Origin of the sequence: Nonomuraea solani (genome assembly GCF_900108335.1) — a bacterium.
In the GTDB taxonomy this organism is placed as follows: Bacteria; Actinomycetota; Actinomycetes; order Streptosporangiales; family Streptosporangiaceae; genus Nonomuraea; species Nonomuraea solani.
The window spans coordinates 208,742-223,497 of the sequence record NZ_FNVT01000003.1; the positions used below are offsets into that span (position 1 = coordinate 208,742).

Annotated in this window: 15 protein-coding genes and 1 tRNA gene; 7 read left to right on the forward strand and 9 right to left on the reverse strand. The window is 70.5% G+C overall.

The window, feature by feature from the left end; genetic code table 11:
* Positions 1–11: 11 nt before the first annotated feature.
* On the reverse strand, positions 12–341 hold the full coding sequence (locus C4V41_RS12020) for a DUF3618 domain-containing protein (RefSeq protein WP_103955910.1): 330 nt from the start codon (positions 339–341) through the stop codon (positions 12–14).
* Positions 342–492: 151 nt separating this feature from the next.
* Here C4V41_RS12020 and bcp point away from each other — a divergent pair, with 151 nt between their 5' ends.
* Both bcp and C4V41_RS12030 read left to right on the forward strand, forming a co-directional pair.
* Positions 493–966, forward strand: coding sequence for a thioredoxin-dependent thiol peroxidase (bcp, locus tag C4V41_RS12025; RefSeq protein ID WP_103955911.1), 474 nt, complete (start codon positions 493–495; stop codon positions 964–966).
* Between the two features lie 398 nt (positions 967–1,364).
* Positions 1,365–1,437: transfer RNA gene (locus C4V41_RS12030), tRNA-Leu, on the forward strand.
* Positions 1,438–1,449: 12 nt separating this feature from the next.
* Here C4V41_RS12030 and C4V41_RS12035 read toward each other — a convergent pair.
* Positions 1,450–1,926 carry a hypothetical protein gene (locus C4V41_RS12035; protein ID WP_103955912.1) on the reverse strand — a complete coding sequence of 159 codons (477 nt, stop codon included), beginning with the start codon at positions 1,924–1,926 and terminating at the stop codon, positions 1,450–1,452.
* Between the two features lie 165 nt (positions 1,927–2,091).
* Here C4V41_RS12035 and C4V41_RS12040 point away from each other — a divergent pair, with 165 nt between their 5' ends.
* The 4 genes from C4V41_RS12040 to C4V41_RS12055 all read left to right on the forward strand — a co-directional run bounded on the left by C4V41_RS12040 (position 2,092) and on the right by C4V41_RS12055 (position 7,286).
* On the forward strand, positions 2,092–3,261 hold the full coding sequence (locus C4V41_RS12040) for a sensor histidine kinase (RefSeq protein WP_103955913.1): 1,170 nt from the start codon (positions 2,092–2,094) through the stop codon (positions 3,259–3,261).
* Positions 3,262–3,274: 13 nt separating this feature from the next.
* The gene (locus C4V41_RS12045; protein ID WP_235030072.1) at positions 3,275–3,931 is read left to right on the forward strand and encodes a response regulator; all 657 of its coding nucleotides are present in this window, start codon (positions 3,275–3,277) and stop codon (positions 3,929–3,931) included.
* A 111-nt stretch (positions 3,932–4,042) separates the two neighbouring features.
* Complete coding sequence (locus tag C4V41_RS12050) at positions 4,043–4,795, forward strand: ABC transporter ATP-binding protein (protein ID WP_235030073.1); 753 nt, start codon at positions 4,043–4,045, stop codon at positions 4,793–4,795.
* Between the two features lies 1 nt (position 4,796).
* Complete coding sequence (locus C4V41_RS12055) at positions 4,797–7,286, forward strand: ABC transporter permease (protein WP_103955915.1); 2,490 nt, start codon at positions 4,797–4,799, stop codon at positions 7,284–7,286.
* Between the two features lie 106 nt (positions 7,287–7,392).
* Here C4V41_RS12055 and C4V41_RS12060 read toward each other — a convergent pair whose 3' ends face one another.
* The 5 genes from C4V41_RS12060 to rph all read right to left on the reverse strand — a co-directional run bounded on the left by C4V41_RS12060 (position 7,393) and on the right by rph (position 11,874).
* On the reverse strand, positions 7,393–7,662 hold the full coding sequence (locus tag C4V41_RS12060) for a hypothetical protein (protein ID WP_103955916.1): 270 nt from the start codon (positions 7,660–7,662) through the stop codon (positions 7,393–7,395).
* Positions 7,659–8,600, reverse strand: coding sequence for a toxin glutamine deamidase domain-containing protein (locus tag C4V41_RS12065; protein WP_103955917.1), 942 nt, complete (start codon positions 8,598–8,600; stop codon positions 7,659–7,661). The genes C4V41_RS12060 and C4V41_RS12065 overlap by 4 nt, the downstream gene beginning before the upstream one ends.
* 117 nt (positions 8,601–8,717) lie before the next feature.
* Entirely contained in the window at positions 8,718–10,529 is a 1,812-nt protein-coding gene (locus tag C4V41_RS12070; RefSeq protein ID WP_235030074.1) for a molybdopterin-dependent oxidoreductase, read from the reverse strand.
* Positions 10,530–10,564: 35 nt separating this feature from the next.
* Entirely contained in the window at positions 10,565–11,158 is a 594-nt protein-coding gene (rdgB, locus tag C4V41_RS12075) for an RdgB/HAM1 family non-canonical purine NTP pyrophosphatase (RefSeq protein ID WP_103955919.1), read from the reverse strand.
* Complete coding sequence (gene rph, locus C4V41_RS12080; RefSeq protein WP_103956521.1) at positions 11,155–11,874, reverse strand: ribonuclease PH; 720 nt, start codon at positions 11,872–11,874, stop codon at positions 11,155–11,157. Before rph ends, rdgB begins: the two co-directional genes overlap by 4 nt.
* Positions 11,875–11,942: 68 nt before the next feature.
* Between rph and C4V41_RS12085 the strand changes: the two genes are divergently transcribed.
* Positions 11,943–13,181, forward strand: coding sequence for an MFS transporter (locus tag C4V41_RS12085; protein WP_235030075.1), 1,239 nt, complete (start codon positions 11,943–11,945; stop codon positions 13,179–13,181).
* Here C4V41_RS12085 and C4V41_RS12090 read toward each other — a convergent pair.
* Together C4V41_RS12090 and murI are read right to left on the reverse strand one after the other, a co-directional pair.
* Entirely contained in the window at positions 13,166–13,918 is a 753-nt protein-coding gene (locus tag C4V41_RS12090) for an MBL fold metallo-hydrolase (RefSeq protein ID WP_103955921.1), read from the reverse strand. The genes C4V41_RS12085 and C4V41_RS12090 overlap by 16 nt on opposite strands.
* Positions 13,915–14,739: a glutamate racemase gene (murI, locus tag C4V41_RS12095; protein WP_103955922.1), complete on the reverse strand. Its 825-nt coding sequence runs from the start codon at positions 14,737–14,739 to the stop codon at positions 13,915–13,917. Before murI ends, C4V41_RS12090 begins: the two co-directional genes overlap by 4 nt.
* Positions 14,740–14,756: the final 17 nt, after the last annotated feature.

Consider the following 14,756-nt stretch of genomic DNA (forward strand, 5'->3'; position numbering starts at 1 on the left):
CCTGTAAACGATCAGCGGCGCCGGCGGCGACGCCAGAGCACGATGGCCGCCCCCACGACCAGCACCGCCCCGACCCCGATCAGCAACGGCCCCAGGTCGGGCCGCTCCTCGTCCCACACCCAATCGGGATCGTCACCGATCTCGACCGGTCTCGGGGTCACCCCCAGGGCATCGCCCACGGACGCCACCAGATGCCCGGCCCTGCTCTTGACGTCGGCCACCGTGCGCTCGGCGACCCGCTTGGGGCTCACCCGGTCGGCAATGGCGTCGACCGTGTGCGCCAACTCCTTGCGCGTCTGCGCGATCCGCCGCTCCAACTCGTCGGGATCGGTGTCAGCCATGGCTCTCCTTTCGACCGTACGCGTGGCCGCGCCCGCTCCGCGTGCCGTGCGGGCTCCGTCCGTTCTGGTCGTGATCAGTCTGTCAGGTCGGCACGCCGTACGGCACGGCGGCCAGGCCGGTAGGTTGGCGGGAGGAACTCAGGAGGGCCCTTTGACCGAAACCAAGCTCGCGCCCGGCGACGCCGCGCCCGAGTTCACGCTACCGACCGCCGACGGCGGCACCGTCTCCCTTGACACCTACCGCGGCAAGCGGGTGATCCTCTATTTCTACCCTGCCGCGATGACCCCTGGCTGCACCAAGCAGGCGTGCGATTTCCGCGACAACCTCGCCCAGCTCACCGCCGAAGGGTTCGTCGTCCTCGGCGTGTCGAAGGACAAGCCGGAGAAGCTGGCCAAGTTCGTCGAGCGCGACTCCCTGACCTTCCCCCTCCTCTCAGACCCCGACCTGGCCGTCCACCAGGCTTTCGGCGCCTACGGCCCCAAGAAGCTGTACGGCAAGGAGGTCGTGGGCGTGATCCGCTCGACGTTCGTCATCGACGGAGACGGAAAGGTGGAGCAGGCGCTCTACAACGTGAAGGCGACGGGCCACGTGGCCTCACTCAAGAAGAAGCTCGGCCTGGCCTGAGGAGCGAAGCGGGCTTCTCCATCGGAGGGCCCGCTCCTCGAAAGCGGCGATTAAAGCAGCGCGCCTCGCTAATCAACCACAAATGGCGCGGCGTTTTCCCGGGCTCACGTCATGGCGGCCCGCATCGGATATTCACCGGAGCCGCTCGCTCCGTCTCGAAGCGTCACCGTTCTGCCGGCCCGGCCGGGGTTCATGCGCGCCGACGTCCGCACCATCCTCCCTACCAGGGAGTTCTCGCGCCGACGGCGCCAGGCCCTGGGCCGCGCTTTGTGGGAGACGGGGTCCCGGACACGTGTGCAGGCTGTAAGATTGGCCGCACGTGGCAGGGAAGGCCGCTGGATAATCTTCCCGTGTCCAAATTGCCATTCCCGGGCCGAGCAACTCAGGGAATAGCAAAAGGGGTCGTAGCCCAATGGCAGAGGCGCAGTCTTTAGGTGGCTGTTAGTGTGGGTTCGAATCCCACCGGCCCTACAATCCAGCCGGTCATTCCGGCGTCGGCTCGTCCTCCTGGACCGGTGCTTCGGGAGCCTGGACCGGCTCGTCGGGGGCCGGGACCAGCACGTGCATCCCGGGCGCGCAGTAGGCGCCGTCCTCCGTCCGATAGCAGGCCGGCTCTCCCAGCTCCGGGCCCCCGTGCCTGTGCTCCATCCACATCCCGTGCCGCTCGTGGCGATCACCGAGACCGTCGAAGGCGGCGACCACGGTGCCGCCGAGCATGGCGCCGATGACGAGGCCGAGCACGCCGGCCGTGGTCACCTGGGTGCGTCTGCGGTGCAGGAAGTCCCTGAAGGTGGAGTCGTGGCCCGAATCGGCCGGCAGCGGGGTGGTGGGAGGGATCCGCGCGTAGGGCTGATCCGCCTGTTCCCCGTACTTCAGGCCGGGCTCGTGGAGTTCCTGGGTCGGGTCGCGCGGCGCTTCCTCTTCGCCGCGCGACCCGTCGTCGCGATCATGATCCGCCATCACGATCTCCCTTTACTCGCCCCGCTTGGGGGCGCTCCCAATAAAGATGATGCCCAACCCACCGTAAGCCTGGCGTAAGGCACACGCCATGTCAGACCTGGGTCGTAGGCGGACTTCCGCCTCCAGGCGGACCTATGTCTCTCTGGCCGTACATATCGTGATGATGTGTTCGGCAAGGTACGGGCGTGGTCCAGACACCACGAGAAGCTGGCGGGCGCCCTCCGGGTGTCCCCCCTGGCGGCGGTGTGCGCGCTGCTGGCGATCCCCTATGCGACGATCACGCCGCCCTCCGGCGCCCACTACCCCAGCGTGGCCGGCTATCTGGCTCTGTCGGCGCTGCTGCTGGCGCCGCTGGTGTGGCGCGATCGGCCGCTGGCCGTGTTCGCCGCGGTCTCGCTGGTCAGCTTCGGGCAGTGGCTGGCGAACATCGATCCGCTGCCGGCCAACCTCGCCGTGCTGATCGCGCTCTGGGCGGTGGTCTACCAGTGCTCGATCGGCTGGGCGCTGGCGGCGGGGCTGGTGGCGGAGCTGGGCGTGCTGCTGGCGCTGGTCGACTGGTCCGTGCTCACGTACGGCATGTTCTTCAGCGGCTCGATCTTCGTGATCGCCATCTGGCTGTCCGGCCTGTACGCCAACACGCGCAGACGCTACCTGGAGAGCCTTGAGGAACGCGCCGAGCGGGCGGAACGCGAGCGCGACCAGCAGGCCAGGATGGCGGCCGCGGCCGAGCGGGCCAGGATCGCCAGGGAGCTGCACGACGTCGTGGCCCACAACGTCAGCGTCATGGTGGTGCAGGCCGACGGCGCCGGCTATGCCCTGGACAGCGATCTCGACCAGGCCCGCCTGGCCGTCAAGAACATCTCCAAGACCGGCCGCGCCGCCCTCGCCGAGATGCGCCGGCTGGTCGGCGTCCTGCGCGAGAACGAGGCCGAGGGCACCGACTACACCCCACAGCCCGGTCTGGGCCAGTTGGAGGATCTGGTGCGCGGCTCGGCCGTGCCCGCCCGGTTGCGGGTCGGCGGCCTGCCGGCCGAGCTGCCGGAGGGCCAGCAGCTCGCGATCTACCGCATCGTCCAGGAGGCCCTGACGAACGCGCTCAAACACGGCGGCCCCGGCGTCCGGGCGACCGTGGAGATCGACTACGGCGACCCTGAGCTGGTCGTGCGCGTGACCGACGACGGCCGGGGCGCGCAGGCTCCGAAGAGCGACGACGGCCACGGCCTGATCGGGATGCGCGAGCGGGTCGGCATGTACGGCGGCGCCGTGTCGGCCGGCCCGAAGCAGGGCGGCGGCTTCGAGGTGCTGGCCAGGTTGCCCGTGGTCAGAGCGGCGTAGAGGAGGCTGCCGGGTGATTCGCGTGATGCTGGTCGATGACCAGGAGTTGTTGCGGGCCGGGTTCAAGATGGTGCTCGGGGCGCAGCCGGACATCGAGGTGGTGGCCGAGGCCGCCGACGGGGCCGCCGCGCTGGAGATCCTGAACACGACGGACGTGGAGGTGGACGTCGTGCTCATGGACGTGCGCATGCCCCGCATGGACGGCGTGGAGGCCACCCGGCGCATCGAGGGGCCGAAGGTGCTCATCCTGACCACGTTCGACCTCGACGAGTACGCGTTCTCGGCGATCAAGGCGGGCGCGGCCGGGTTCCTGCTGAAGGACGTGCCGCCGGCCGACCTGGTGCAGGCCATCAGGGTCGTGCACGAGGGCGAGGCCGTGGTGTCGCCGAGCACGCTGCGGCGCATGCTGGACCGCTTCGCCGCGCAGCTCCCGTCCCAGGAGCCGCCGCCCGCCGACGAGCTGACGCCGCGCGAGCGCGAGGTGCTGCTCATGGTGGCGCGCGGCCTGTCCAACATGGAGATCGCCGCCGGGCTGGAGGTGGCGGAGGCGACGGTCAAGACGCATCTGGGGCGGGTTCTGGCCAAACTGGGGCTGCGGGATCGTGCTCAGGTGGTGGTGTACGCGTACGAGGCCGGTCTGATCGTGCCCTCCCATCGACCGAAAGTCTGACGCGGGTCAGCTGCGGGCGCAGAACAAGTCCATCCTCAAGACCCACGAATCCCGAAAAATCCACTCCTAGCGTTGGTCGCGTTGAAATTTCGTGACCCATGAGGAGTGAACGTGACGCTCACCGAGACCCGGCGTCAAGCCCCGCCCGCCGTGGTGGCCACCGACCTGACCAAGGTGTACGGCCAGGGCGACGCCCAGGTCCACGCCCTTCGCGGGGTGAACGTGTCCTTCGCCACCGGCGCGTTCACCGCCATCATGGGCCCGTCGGGCTCCGGCAAGTCCACGCTGATGCACTGCCTGGCCGGCCTCGACGCCGCCACCTCCGGCACCGTGCACATCGGCGACGTGGAGCTGACCGGCCTGAGCGACAAGCGCCTCACGATGCTGCGCCGCGAGCGGATCGGCTTCGTCTTCCAGGCGTTCAACCTGCTGCCCACGCTGACCGCCGAGCAGAACATCCGCCTGCCGCTGGAGATCTCCGCCCGCCAGGCCGACCAGCCGCTGTTCGACCGGGTCATCGACACCGTCGGGCTCAGGGACCGGCTCTCGCACCGGCCCACGGAGCTGTCCGGCGGCCAGCAGCAGCGGGTGGCGGTGGCCAGGGCGCTGATCAGCAAGCCGCAGGTCATCTTCGCCGACGAGCCGACCGGGAACCTGGACTCCCGCAGCGGCGCCGAGGTCCTGTCCTTTCTGCGCACCTCGGTACGCGAGCTCGGCCAGACCATCGTCATGGTCACGCACGACCCGGTGGCGGCCTCGTACGCCGACCGCGTGGTGTTCCTGCGCGACGGTGAGCTGGTCACCGAGATCACCGCGCCGACGCCGCAGTCCGTGCTGGACACCCTCGTCCGGCTGGAGGCGTGAAGTGCTGAAGACCGCACTGGCCGGGCTGCGCGCGCACCGGCTGCGACTCCTGCTGACCTCACTGGCGATCATGCTGGGCGTGGGCTTCATCGCGGGCACGTTCGTCCTGAACGACACCATCGACGCGGGTTTCTCCCAGCGGGTCACGGCCGACGCGGGCAAGGTGGACGTGGCCGTCCTGACCAAGAAGGCCGGCGACGAGCTGCCCGAGGAGGTGCTCGAACGCATCCGCGCGCTCCCCGGCGTGACCGAGGCCCAGGGCCTGATCAGGGGTCCCGCGCCGGTGCTCGGCAAGGACGGCAAGACCATCGGGTACGCCCCCACGACCGCCCTGTCGATCACCCCGGGCCCGCTGGACCGTGCCGACATCGTCTCGGGCACCGGCCCCGGCACCGACGACCAGGCCGCCGTGCTCGACAAGAACACCGCCAAGGCCGAGGGCTTCCGGCTCGGCGACACGATCACCGTGCTCGACGCCGAGCAGGCGCGGCACCGGTTCAGGCTCGTCGGCCTCCTCGACCCCGGCGTGGACCAGGAGCTCTCCTTCACCGGCGCGGTCGGCTTCACCTCGGCCACGGCGCGGCGGATGACCGGCGAGAAGGGCTACCGCGAGATCGACGTCGCCGGTCCGGCCGCCGGGCTGAAGCAGGCCGTCGCGGCGGCCGCCGGCGGCGCGTACACGGTCAAGACCGGCGACGAGCTGGCCGGCGACCTGGCCAAGGCGGCCGGGGCCGACACTCAGATGCTGACGCTGGGCCTGCTCCTGTTCGGCGTCGTGGCGATGATGGTCGCCGCGCTCGTCATCTACAACACCTTCAACATCCTGGTCGCCCAGCGCACGAGGGAGATGGCGCTGCTGCGCTGCATCGGCGCCACGCGCGGGCAGGTGTTCGGCTCGATCCTGCTGGAGTCCGCCGTCGTCGGCCTGCTGGCCTCCGCGCTCGGCCTGGTCATCGGGTACGGCCTGGCATCGCTCACCCTGACGGTCCTCGGCGCGGTCGAAGCCCCGCTGCCCACGGACGCGACCGTCGCGCTCACGCCGGTCACCATCGCGATCGGCCTGGCCGTCGGCCTGGTGGTCACCGTGTGCGCCGCCCTGCTGCCGGCCAGGTCGGCCACCCGCGTCCCGCCGATCGCGGCCCTGCGCAGCCAGGTCGAGGAGCAGACGTTCCGCACGGGCCTGGTGCGGATCGGCTTCACCACGCTCTTCCTGGTGGCGGGGATCGCGACGACCTGCGTGGGCGTGTTCGCCCTGACGCCGGGCCAGGAGATCTCGCTGTTCGTCGTGATGGCCGGGGGCGTGCTGACGTTCCTGGCGGTGCTGATCCTGGGCCCGGTGCTGGTCAAGCCGCTGAGCGCGCTGGCCGGCTGGATCCCGCGCCGGCTGTTCGGGGTGCCGGGGCGCCTGGCGGTGGACAACTCGGGACGCAACCCGAAGCGGGCCGCGACCACCACGGTGGCGCTGACGATCGGGGTGACGCTGATGACGCTGATCTCCGTGGTTACCGCCTCCACGCGGCTGACGATGACGTCCAAGCTGGACGACCAGTTCCCGATCGACTACATGCTCTCCAGCCAGGAACGCGACTCCGTCATCCCCAGGTCCGTGGCCGAGGAGCTGCGCGGACGTCCTGAGCTGGCCTCCGTAGCGCAGATGCGCGAGGTCAAGGCCAAGGTCGGGGACGAGCGTCTGGACGTCGGCACGTACAGCGGCGCCATCGAGCCGTACATCTCCACCGGCTCCATGACCGCCTTCGGTCCCGGCCAGGTCGCGCTGGACGAGTTCGTGGCCGCACGACTCGGCGTGCGGGTCGGCGACACGGTGCCGCTCGCCACGAAGCGCGAGGGGACCGTTTCGCTGAAGGTGGTGGCGCTGCTCGACGGCACGCAGTCGTCGCTGCCGCCGGTCACGATCGCCGAGCAGCCGTTCGAGAGCTACTTCGGCGCGGTGCCGGACTCCCGCGTGCTGGTCAACATCAAGGACGGCGTGCCGCCGGAGCGGGCCAGGAAGGTGGTGGACGCGGCCGCGGCGCCGTACCCGGTCGTGCAGGTGGCCAGTTCGACCGATGTACGCGGGCAGTTCGACGAGACGCTCGACATGGTGCTGATGATCATCACTGGGCTGCTCGGGCTGGCGATCCTGATCTCGCTGCTGGGCATCGCGAACACGCTCTCCCTGTCGGTCCACGAGCGGACCAGGGAGTCGGCCCTGCTGCGGGCCCTGGGCCTGACCCGGCCGCAGCTACGCCGGATGTTGTCCCTCGAAGCGCTGGTCCTCGGGCTGATCGGGGCGCTGGTGGGGGTGGTGCTCGGCGTGGTCTTCGGATGGGCGGCGATGATGGCGATGCTGGACGGGGCGATCTTCGTGGCGCCCGTGTGGCAGATCGCGCTGTTCGTGGTGCTTTCGGGGGTGGCGGGCGTGGTGGCCGCCGTGCTTCCGGCCCGCCGCGCGGCGCGCGCCTCGATCGTCGGGTCTCTCGCCGCCGGTTGACCCGGACGAATAGCCCCTAAATCGCATAAATCCGAAAAAGTAGGATAGAGGGAATGGGCAGGTCGGGCGTCTTATGGGGGCGGCGCCCGGCCTTCACTGTTCCGGTTCAGCGCGGTGTACGGCCCGGCCAGAGCTCGGCCACCGTCTCGGGATCGAGCAGCGGCCGGGCCACCACCTCACCCGTCGCCCGGTCGATCACGACACACCCACCTCCGACCGTCTCCGGCAACTCGGCCGGGTCATCGGGATCCAGCTCGCGCACCCAGCCGACATAACCCCCGTCGAACCCGAACACCCCCACCGGCACCGCCTCCTCCGGCGGCCTGACCCCGTTGAAGTACTCCTCCGCCAGCGCCCTGGCCTGGTTCAGGTTCATCGGGGCCGCCCCTGACGGTCGAGTATCACGCAGAACACCCCGGTCACCGTCCGGTACGGCGGCTCGACGGACATGTGCCCCCGCTGGGCGTCGATCCAGATCACCTCACCGTTCGCGTTGACCGCGTTCCAGGCGTGGGAGCCGCCGCCCGGCCAGCGCACCACGATGACGGCGCCCGCCCCGTGACCGGCGTCGAGCAGCCGCCGCGCGATCAGCGGGTAGGCGTGCCGTCCCTGGCCCGCGTACTGCAGGCGCTGCCCCACCCACCCCTCGATCCTGGCCACACTCCCCTGCTCCCCGGTCAGCACGGGCCGGCCGATCCGGTCGTATTCGGGCATCCTCGGCGCGGCCGCCGCCGGCTCGCCGTGCCAGGTGGACATCACGGCCAGGGCGCAGTCGGCGGCGTTCGTGGCCCGGAACGGGTCGTCGGCGGGCCCGCCACCGTTCACCAGCCGCACCCAGGTGCCGCGCGGATCGGGAAAACGCACCCCGGGCCGCAGCGCCTCGGCGAGATCCCGCTCCACCTGCGGATCCGGCTTGGCCAGCCCGCCCGGCACGCCGTACGGACGGCTGTCGGCGAGCCTGGGCGGCCGCTGCTCCCGGTCGAACCAGTCGGCCCGCTCTAAAGCGACCGCCGCACCCACCAACCCATCGAACAGGCCACCCCCCAGCTCACGGTACGAGTCGTCGCGCGGATCATCCCGCGAGCCCTCACGGGAATCGCCGTGCGGCTCACCCTTTGAGCCCTCGCGGGAATCGCCCTGCGGCTCACCCTGTGGGCCCTCGTGGGAGTCGTCGTGTGGTTCGGTCTGCGTGTCCTCGCGCGTGGGGTCGGCGGCCCGCTCGTAGTCGAGCCACCGCACCCCGTCCGCCACCACGGGGTTGTACTGCCCCTCTGGAAGCACCCATCGGACACTCGGCTTGCGCTCGTGGAACACGGCCTGCCTCCTGTCATACCTGACAATCGATCGTAGAGGCGGCACCGTGACCTGGAGGCGAAGTCGGCGAGATTCTCCGCCACAACTACCCGCCTTACCTGCACAAACAGGTCGAACTCAGGCGACCTTCACCGTGATCGAGTGCCAGCCGGTGGCACCGTCGGGCGCGGGCGGCGCGGCCTGCTCGGTCTGGGTACGCCCGGCCGCGTCGGTGGCCCGTACCTCGATCGTGTGCTCGCCCGGCGTGAGATCCCAGTCGATCGACCACTGCCGCCAGGTGTCAGGACCGGGCACGGTGGCGAGCGTCACCTCCCGCCACTGCCCGCGATCCACGCGCACCTCCACGGCGTCCACCCCAGTGTGCTGCGCCCACGCCACGCCCGCGATCGTGGTCCGCCCGGCCTTGAGCGAGTCGCCCGCCTTGGGCAGGTCGATGCGTGACTGGGTCTTGATGGGGCCCTTGGCCGACCAGCCGCGCGGCGTCCAGTACGCCTCGTCCGTGTCGAACCTGGTCACCTTGAGGTCCACCACCCACTTGGTGGCCGACACGTACCCGTAGAGGCCCGGCACCACCTGGCGCACGGGGAAACCGTGGTCGACCGGGAGTGCCTCGCCGTTCATGGCGACGGCGAACAGCGCGTCCCTGCCGTCCATGACCACGTCGACCGGGGTGCCGCAGGTGAAGCCGTCGGCGGAGGTGGACAGGAGCATGTCGGCGTTCGACCGCAGCCCTGCCTGGCGCAGCACGTCGGCCATGCGCACGCCGAGCCAGCGGGCGTTGCCGGCGTACGGGCCGCCGACCTCGTTGGAGACGCAGGTGAGCGTGATGTCGGCCTCGGTGAGGGGCATCTTCAGCAGGTCGGCGTAGGTGAACTCGACGGGCCGGTCGACCAGGCCGTGGATGCGCAGCGTCCAGTCGGTCGGATCGACCTGGGGGACGACGATGGCGGTGTCGACGCGGTAGAAGTCGTTGTTCGGCGTGATGAACGGCGACAGGCCCTTGAGACGCAGGTCGGCGCCCGCCGGGATGGGCTTGGCCGGCGTCGCGGGCTTGGGCAGGGCCACCCCGACCCGCGCCGCGTCCACCGCCTGCCGCCCGCCGAGCTGCCGCCCGAGCACGGTGGCCACCCCGGCGACCACCACCCCACCGGCCACCCCGGTCAGCAACCGCCGCCGATCGAACGCCCGCAACTCCTCCCCGGCCCGCATCACCCCCGGCCGCTCGGCCCCGTCCGCCACGTTGTCGCCGGTGGTGCCGAACGTCCCGGGGGTCCCGATCGAGCCCTCAGCGGAGTCGCCGGCGGTGCCGGAGGCGCCGGACACGGTCGTGGGCGCCGCGGTCGTCGCTGTGGTCGCGGGCGCCGCAGTGGTCGCGGGCGCCGCAGTGGTCGCGGGCGCCGCAGTGGTCGCTGTGTTCGAAGGGGTCGCTGTGTTCGAAGGGGTCGCGGTCGGCGGGGCATGGTCCGTCGCGGCCGGGGCGCTACCCGTGCCGCCCGCTCGTCGTACCAGCCAGGACAGCACCCAGGCCCCGGCGCCCACTCCGAGCACGGTCGGGAGCACGTTCAGGGGCCCTGCGTCCGGCCGGGTCAGCACCGCGAGCGCGCCGACCGCCCCGAACGCCGCCAGCCCCGCGAAGCCGTAGGCGAGCCGGTGGCGGGACAGCACGCCGATCAGCGCCGCCACCCCGGCGAGCACCACCAGCACGCCCCCGATGAGAACGGCCTTGTCGTTCTCGCCGAACGTCGCGATCGCGAAGTCCTTCACCGGGGCGGGCGTCAGATCGACGGTGGCGTCGCCGACGGCCACCACGGGAAACGCCCCGGGCCCGACGACACCGGCCGCGAGCTGCGCGATCCCGAGGGCCACGGCCCCGGACACCAATCCCGCCAAGGCCCCCGCCCAAGCGGGCACCACATATTTCCTGCGCACAATCCGAAGGTACGCCGCCCCGCCCACGGCGGTTCTTACGCGGTGGTTACGAGATCACGCACGATCGGCGCCAGCGCCCGGAAGGCCCGACCCCGGTGGCTGATCGCGTCTTTCTCCTCGGGCGTCATCTCGGCCGTCGTGCGATCCTCGCCGTCGGGCACGAGGATCGGGTCGTAGCCGAACCCGTTGCTCCCCCGCGGCGTCGTCACCAGGCGCCCCGGCAGCGTGCCCTCGACCACCCGGTATTCACCGGACGGCAGCGCCAGCGCGGCGGCGCAGGCGAAGTGGGCGGTCAGCTTGTCGGCGGGCACGTCGGAGATCTGGGCCAGCAGCAGGCTGAGGTTGGCACCGTCGTCGCCGTGCCGCCCCGACCAGCGGGCCGAGAAAACACCCGGCATGCCGTTGAGCACGTCGACGCAGAGCCCGGAGTCGTCGGCCACCGCGGGCAGGCCGGAGCCCTGGGCCACGGCGTGCGCCTTGAGCAGGGCGTTCTCCTCGAAGGTGACGCCGGTCTCGGCGACCTCGCCGATCGAGGGGAACTCCTCCAGCCCGACGATGTCGAACCCGGACAGGATGCGCCGCAGCTCCGCGATCTTGCCCGCGTTGCGGGTGGCCAGCACGATCTTCATGACGCCAGGGCCTCCTGCTGGATCAGGGTGAGCTCTTCGCAGCCGGCCACGGCCAGGCCGAGCAGCCGGTCGAGCGCGGCGCGGTCGAACGGCGCGCCCTCGGCGGTGCCCTGCACCTCGACGAAGCTGCCCTCGCCGGTCATCACGACGTTCATGTCGGTCTCGGCGGCGACGTCTTCGGTGTAGCAGAGGTCGAGCATCGGCACGGTGCCGACCACGCCGACGGACACGGCGGAGACGGAGCCGATGAGCGGGTCGCCCGGGCACATCCGGCGCTCGCGCATCCAGGCGACCGCGTCGGCCAGCGCCACGTAGGCGCCGGTGATCGCGGCGGTCCTGGTGCCGCCGTCGGCCTGCAGGACGTCGCAGTCGAGCACAATGGAGTTTTCGCCCAACGCTTTGTAATCGACGCAAGCGCGTAGAGAACGCCCGATCAAGCGTGAAATCTCATGAGTCCGGCCACCGATTTTGCCGCGGACCGATTCACGATCGTTACGCGTATTGGTCGCCCGCGGCAACATCGCGTATTCGGCCGTAACCCAGCCCTGCCCGCTGCCTCTGCGCCAGCGCGGCACGCTGTCCTGGACCGAAGCCGCGCACAACACCCGGGTGCCGCCGAATTCGACCAGGACCGATCCTTCGGCATGAGAGAGCCATTGCCTGGTGATGGTAATGGGACGGAGCTGGTCAGGGTTGCGGCCATCCTGTCGGGACATGCAGATCACCCTATCTCCGCGCCACAACACTCTTGACCAAATGTGTCCGACACATGGATCCTTACGCAATGACAACGGGGGTGTTGCGAAACCCTGACTTCCTCCGGTTCCTCAGTTCGCATGTCGCGAACGAGCTCGGGGCGAATATCTCGCGCGTGGCCCTCCCGCTCGTAGCCGTACTCGTGCTGAACGCCGGGCCCGCGGAGGTCGGGCTGCTTTCGGCGTTACAGACGACCGCGTTCCTGCTCATCGGCCTTCCCGCGGGGGTGTGGGTCGACAGGATGCGCAAGCGCCGCGTGATGATGGTCTCCGACCTGGCCAGATTCGCGCTGCTCGGGAGCATTCCGGTCGCGGCCGAGCTGGGGCTGCTGTCGATCGGGATGCTGTTCGCGGTCGCGCTACTGGCGGGGGCGACGCAGGTGTTCAACGACGTGGCCGATCAGACGTACCTGCCCGACCTGGTCAACACCAAGCAGCTCAGCGACGGCAACTCCAAGCTGGAGGTCGTGCGCTCGGGAGCCTTCCTGGCCGGTCCCGGCCTGGGTGGCGTGCTGGTGCAACTGCTGGGGGCGCCGCGCACGCTGGTCGCCACCGCGGCCGGCGCGCTGGCCTCGGTGCTCTTCCTGAGGTCGGTGAAGGTGCCCGACAGACCGCCCGCCGACACCGAGCGGGGGCCGCTGCTGCGCGGCATTCGCGAGGGGCTGGCGTACGTGCTACGGGACCGGCTGATGCGCATGTTCGTGGCCTCGTCCGCGACCGTGAACCTGTCCGTCAGCGCCGTGGTCGGCCTGTCGGTGCTGTTCCTGGCGGAGGAGGTCAAGCTGGCGCCTGGCATCATCGGGCTGCTGCTGATGTCCGGTGGGATCGGCGGCGTGCTCGGCAGCCTGAGCAGCGCCCGGCTGGCCAAGAGGTTCGGCACCGCCAGGATGACCTGGCTGGCCACCGCGGTGGGCGCCCCGTTCGGCCTGCTGATGCCGCTGACGCAGGCCGACTGGCGGGTGGCGTTCTTCGCGATCACCTCGATGGCGCTCTCGTGGAGCGCCGCGGTGGCGAACGTGGGCCAGATCACCTACCGCCAGACCGTGGCGCCCGAGCACATGCTCGGCCGGATCACCGCGTCGGTCCGCTTCATGGTGTGGGGGATGATGCCGCTGGGCGCGCTCCTCGGCGGCCTCGTCGCCCAGCAGATCGGGGTGCGGCAGGCGTTGTGGCTGTTCATGTCGGTCAGGTTGCTGGCGGTCGTCCCGCTGCTGTTCTCGCCGCTGCCGCGCATGCGGGAGTTCACCGAGGTTCAGGCCAGGTCGTAGACCGCTCCACTGCGGGCCAGCTCGACCGGGCCGTCGTAGCCGCCGCCCGAGGCCTCGTCGAGGACGGTGGCCTGGTCGTTCCACGGCACGAGGTGGGTGAGCACGAGCCGGCCCACGTCGGCCTTGGCCGCGTGCTCGGCCGCCTGGCGGCCGGTCAGGTGCAGGTCGGGCGGCAGGTCGGGGCCCTCCACGAACGACGCCTCGCACAGCAGCAGGTCGGCGCCCGCGGCCAGCTTGACCAGCTCGTCGCACTGGCCGGTGTCGCCGGAGTAGGCGACGGAGGCGGTGCCGTCGGTGACGCGGAAGCCGTACGCCTCGACGGGGTGGTTGACCAGGCCGGCGGTGAGGACGAAGGGCCCGATCTCGTACGAGCCCGCCGTCAGGGGCACGAACTCGAACGCCGTCTCCAGGCCCGGCTCCTCCGGCATGCCGTACGCGGCCGCCAGCCGGGCGGGGGCGTCGGCGGGGGCGTAGACGGGCACGGTGGGGTAGGGCGCCTCCGGGCCGTAGGTGCGGGCCACGTGGTAGCCGCAGATGTCGAGGCAATGGTCGGCGTGCAGATGCGACAGGCAGATCGCGTCCACGTCGTACAGGCCGATATGGCGTTGCAGCGCGCCCAGCGAGCCGCTGCCGAAGTCGAGCAGCATCCTGAATCCGTCCGCTTCGACGAGGTAGCAGGACGCGGGGCTGTCAGGCCCGGGATAGCTGCCCGAGCATCCGACGATGGTCACCTTCATGTGGGCCTCCCGTTAAAGGTAGTACCCCCCACTGGTGCGACTTCGACCACATCGATCTCCGGGCCCAGGAAACGTCGCCCGAGCCGGGCGAAGAGCAGGGAATCGCCGGTGGCCAGGAAGCGATGCCGGGGGGTGACCTCGCCTCCCGCCGCCAGACCGCGGTCGTGCAGGATCCGATAGACGTCCTTGGCCGTCTCGTCGGCGCTGGAAACCAGCGTGACCCCGTCACCGGTGACGTAGGAAAGGGCGCCGGTGAGCAGCGGGTAGTGGGTGCAGCCGAGGATGAGAGTGTCGCACCCGGCGGCCCTGATGGGCGCCAGGTAGTCGCGCACGACCTCGATGAGCTGGTCGCTCATCGTCTCTCCTCGTTCGACGTACTCCACCAGGCGTGGGGCGGCCACGCCGGTGAGCTCTACGTCGGGTGCCGCGGTGAAGGCGTCGTGATAGGCCATGGAGTCGATCGTGGCCCTGGTCGCGATCACGCCCACTCTGCCGTTGCGGGTGGCCCGTACCGCGCGCCTGGTGGCCGGCTGGATCACCTCGACGACCGGGACGTCGTAACGCTCACGCGCGTCGCGCAGCACGGCGGAGCTGGCGCTGTTGCACGCGATCACGAGCATCTTGACGTCCTGCTCGACGAGGTGGTCCATCACCTCCAGGGCGTAGGCGCGAAGCTCCGCGATGCGCTTCGGCCCGTACGGCTGATGGGCCGTGTCGGCCACGTAAGTGATCGATTCGTGGGGTAGCTGGTCGATGATCGCCCGGGCGACCGTCAAACCGCCGACCCCGCTGTCGAAGATCCCAATACTCGCGTCCGGCACGCTCTAGAGGGTAGGCG